The sequence below is a fragment of the Syntrophomonas sp. UBA1041 genome, from assembly GCF_002316705.1.
GTDB lineage: Bacteria > Bacillota > Syntrophomonadia > Syntrophomonadales > Syntrophomonadaceae > DTU019.
In genome coordinates, this window is sequence record NZ_DCEA01000064.1 from 613 (window position 1) to 4,900 (window position 4,288).

General features: G+C 53.0%; 2 protein-coding genes. One reads left to right on the forward strand and one right to left on the reverse strand.

Annotated features, from left to right (window positions below; translation table 11 throughout):
- The first annotated feature begins 12 nt into the window (after positions 1-12).
- Positions 13-2,673 (forward strand): S-layer homology domain-containing protein, encoded by a 2,661-nt coding sequence (locus B2633_RS09250; protein WP_483170325.1) that lies wholly within the window; start codon positions 13-15, stop codon positions 2,671-2,673.
- 277 nt (positions 2,674-2,950) lie between these two features.
- Here the strand turns inward: B2633_RS09250 and B2633_RS09255 are convergent.
- A partial coding sequence (locus tag B2633_RS09255; protein ID WP_483170326.1) for a transcriptional regulator occupies positions 2,951-4,288 on the reverse strand: 1,338 nt, incomplete at its 5' end.

A 4,288-nucleotide genomic window follows, 5' to 3' on the forward strand; every position in this document is an offset into this window, starting at 1 on the left:
CTGGATGAGGCGATGAATGAGGACTACGGCTTCAGCACGGACATGAATGAAGATGCCGCTAGGGTAGCGACCGAGTCCTATAACAATCAGCCGTTTGTCTGGTGGCTGCGCTCTCCCGATGAGGCTAGTGAAGAAATTGGGGAAGGAACTTTTGTGGTGAGCACTGGGGCGATCGAAGCGAACGGGGGCTGGGTCTATAATCCCTTTATGGTCCGTCCCGCTTTCCATCTGGATTACGGCTCCGTGCTCTTGTCCACGGCGGCGGATTTTGACAACAGCAGCGCTTTTGCCCACACCGAGCAGTACAACGGCGATGACTGGAAGCTCACTTTAAAAGACGGCAATACTGATTTTGGGGCGGGTATGGAGCATACGACAATCGCCCGGGGCGATACGGCGACGGTGGCGATCGACGACTTGGGCGAAGGAGCGGATTACACTCAGATCTCCGCCATGCTTATACGCAGTGGTGATATTTACGCTTACGGCAGAATAGGCTCCGCCTCGACAGGGGAGAAAAGCTTTACCATCCCCGCCAACCTGCCTGTGGGAGACTATACCCTGCGGTTGTTTGCCGAAGAGGTGAACGGAGAGTATCTTACCAGCTATGCCAGCAATACGGTGGATATGGAGATTACGGTTACTTATCCGCCGTATCCCGTGGGCACCCGGCTGAAGCTGACCGGCGGCAGCGCCTGGTTCGTGCTTGAGGACGGAGTCGAGCACTTCACGCTTGTCAGGGACGGGTTCTTGAGCGGCACTCATGCAAGATTTGGCGCGGATACGTTAATTACTGCGGAGCAGGCGATTGAGGATTATCAGACCGAGGCGCGGGAGATTTTTGACGATGACGGAGCCGCAACCCGTTTGCCCGCATTGAGCGAATTTGAAAATATTATTTCTGGCAGCATCCATTTCAGCGATCAGGATACGGCCTTTTGGTTAAGCGACGAGTACGTTAACGACCTCCCCGGCGACACCGGTTATTATTACGCTGAGGGGGACAGCTATTATAATTGGCGCTCCAGAGACGATTTTATAGCCGTCCGCCCGGTCCTCATGGTGTCGAAAGCGGCGTTTCTGGCGGTGGAGCCGGTTATCACCGAACAGCCGGCGGATTTGCAGTTTTTCACGCTTTATGGGAATGACGCCGTGTTTTCCGTTACGGCCACCGGAACCAATGTTACCTATCAGTGGCAGGTCTACGACGGCTCGTACTGGGTGAATCTGGACGGGGAAACCGCCAGTAGGCTCACTTTGGACCGCAATGATGAAAACTACGCCGAGGGCAAAACCTTCCGCTGCGAGTTGGACAGCGACTGGGGCGAACCCGTTTATACGGATGAGGCCCAACTGCTGCTTGGCAACTGGCTGCAGTACGGGTTGGAATACGCCCAGCCCGGTACGGATTATACTGTCAGCGCGGATGAGAATACCGTCACCGTACATACCGCAGCCGGGCTGGAAATCTTTGAGACCTGGGCAGTTATTGGCAGTGAAAACGGCGGCTACCCCAGCTTCGGACCGCCGGCGCCGTCCGGCGGAGGCGGAGGAGACAGCGCGGTGCGGACCATCACCGTCACCGAAACCAGCAGCCCGCTGTTTCGCGGAAGCCTGGGGGCAATAACAGCCCAGGCCAATATGGAAAAAGCGTTTTCAGATGCTGTTGAGGTGAAAGTCACGGATACAAATGAGGACGCCGCCGCTTTCGGCCTCGGCGAGGGGAACGCGGTCTATCCTTTCGACATCTCCCTCTACATAAGAGGTACGAACACCCGAACCCAACCCGCGCCCGGCTACGCCGTGACCATTTCCCTGCCGGTGCCGGAAAGCCTGCTTGACAAAAAAGAGCAGCTCGACGTCATACATAAATCAGACAATGGAATTGTGACGACATGCTCTTCAAGGCTTGAGCACAGAGCCGGCGTCTGGTACCTGGTGTTTGAGGCGACAGAGTTCTCGCCTTACGCATTGGTGGTTCGCAGCGCAGGAATCTACGAGGGGGTGCCGTATTACCTTGATGACAGCGGCAGCAAGGTTTTCATCGGTTTTGCGGCGAACGGGAAATATATCGCCCCAGATGGTGTGACGGTGTCTGTAATGGGCAATAGTAAGAGCTTCGTGGACGTGTCCGGCCACTGGGCGGCGGGGTATATCGGCTTTGTGACCGAGCGCGAGATATTCCTCGGCACAGGCGGCAGCGCCTTCTCGCCGGATTCGGGCATGACCCGCGCTATGTTTGCAACAGTCATCGGGCGGCTGTACGAGCGCAGCTACGGCACAATTGAAGCTTCCGGCGTCCATGCCTTTACCGACTGCGACTACGGTGCTTATTACGGCAGGTATGTGGATTGGGCGGAGAGAAACAATATCATCGGCGGCTACGGAAACGGCAGGGTCAGCCCCGACGACCAAATCACCCGCGAGCAGATGGCGACGATCCTGTACCGGTTCGCAGATTTCCTCGAAATCCTGCCATCTGATATGGATACCGCGCTAAGCTATCCAGATGCCGAGAGTGTTTCAAACTATGCCAAAAACGCGGCTTTATTCTGCCAGACCACAGGCGTTATTTCCGGGCGTAGCGGAGGCGTGTTCGCTCCGAAGGAAACGGCGACCCGCGCGGAGGTCGCGGCAATCATTGAGCGGTTTGTCGAATTGATTGTGAACTAAAGCATAAGCCTTCCTGCCGGCATGGCAGAGTGCAAATGAAATACAAAATTACAACGGGCGTTCGGATTACAGCCAAAGAGCTAAGCCGAACGCCCGTCAGTTATTGTACATCGAAATGAAGAAGTACTTCTCACCGGAATAGCCTTTATCGCCTGTGTCACATGGTGTGCCGCCGTGTGGACCAGCTCTACGCCAAAGACTCCAGCAAAGCCCATAAGGCATAGGTCATTAAGTATTCCTATGAACGCTGACATAACGGTTTCGAGGGGTTGGTTGTCTAGCCCGAGATGTCGATCAGCTTTTCCTCCAGCCTGGCCGCCAGTGCTTCCAGCCGGGCAATCGTAAGAGCCTTATGCTCCGGCCTGCTGGATTCCTGGTTCTGCATCACTCTCAGGTAATCCCAAAAGGCAGCGTTCATATGGCTTTCATTAATGGCAAAAACAACTGAGGGCAGCGAGGTTTTACCGACCAGGACCCCAACGTCTTCCTTTACATATAGCAGGCAGCCCTCAGATATCCTATCCTCAGTCAGTATGACTATATAGTTATGGTATTCCTTAAGAAGACCCACTATATTCCGGAGGTGTTTGTAGAATTCCTCCGGGGTGTAAAAGGTATGGGTGTTGCCCAGCAAATCAGAAAAGCTTACCATAGCCCGGCCGCTTAATATGTTTTCCAGGTCGGGCAGGGGAAAGATCTCGGTATGGCGCTGCTGCTGCAGGGCTGATATAAAGGCCTCGCTTCTCTTCAGTTGATAAGACAGCAGGAAATCCCTATCAGGGGTGTCTATTCGACTCAAGATGGTTTGCGCAACATCCGCTGGCATAGTTAGATTGGTGGGCATATCCGTTTTGATGATAGAGTCAGCCTGCTCCTGCTCGAATTCGGCTAAAATACTTAAATATTCCTCTTTATGATGAGGTGTAAATATATGCATCAGCGGACGGCAAAGGGCTAAGAAATCATGGTATTCTTTAATAAGTGCATCGATGGTGGTTTTATCGGTAAAAAAGAAATTGGCGTTATTGGCGGTTTCAGAGCCTATGGAAGAAGAAGTCGTAGCAGCGATATCCGGCGCTATAAACAAGGTCCGCCTGAAGATGCCGTCACGAATTTTTGGATAGTAATAGGGTTCGATATGGCCGGTCATGTAAATAGGCACCCACCCTTTGATGGCAGCCAGCATTTCATCAAATCTGCGGTTAACGGTATGTATTATTTTTATCCTGTTGCCGCCCCTGATTACCTGCTGTAAAAGCAGTGCCCATTTAGCCGTAAAACCGGGATCCTCAGTTAACCATCCCATATCTTCATCGCTGTATAGCAGAAGGGTGCAAGGGCGTGGGCTCTTTAGTATCAGGGATAAGAACGCTATCACCGCATTCTGCTTTCCTTCCACACCGTATAGAATCTCAACCCCGGATTTAAAGCCTGCAAATGCATGGTTAATGTCAGCAGGCGTTACCGGGGGCGCTTTAGTAAACCTGAAACCGGATACCCCTACCAGAAAATCTTCAATTATTTCTGATTCTTTCCCATGTTCCTCCAGCAGCCAGCTGTGAATCACTTCCGACAGGCTGTCAAAGTCCTGCAATCTTAAATTGGAGCTGCTGCC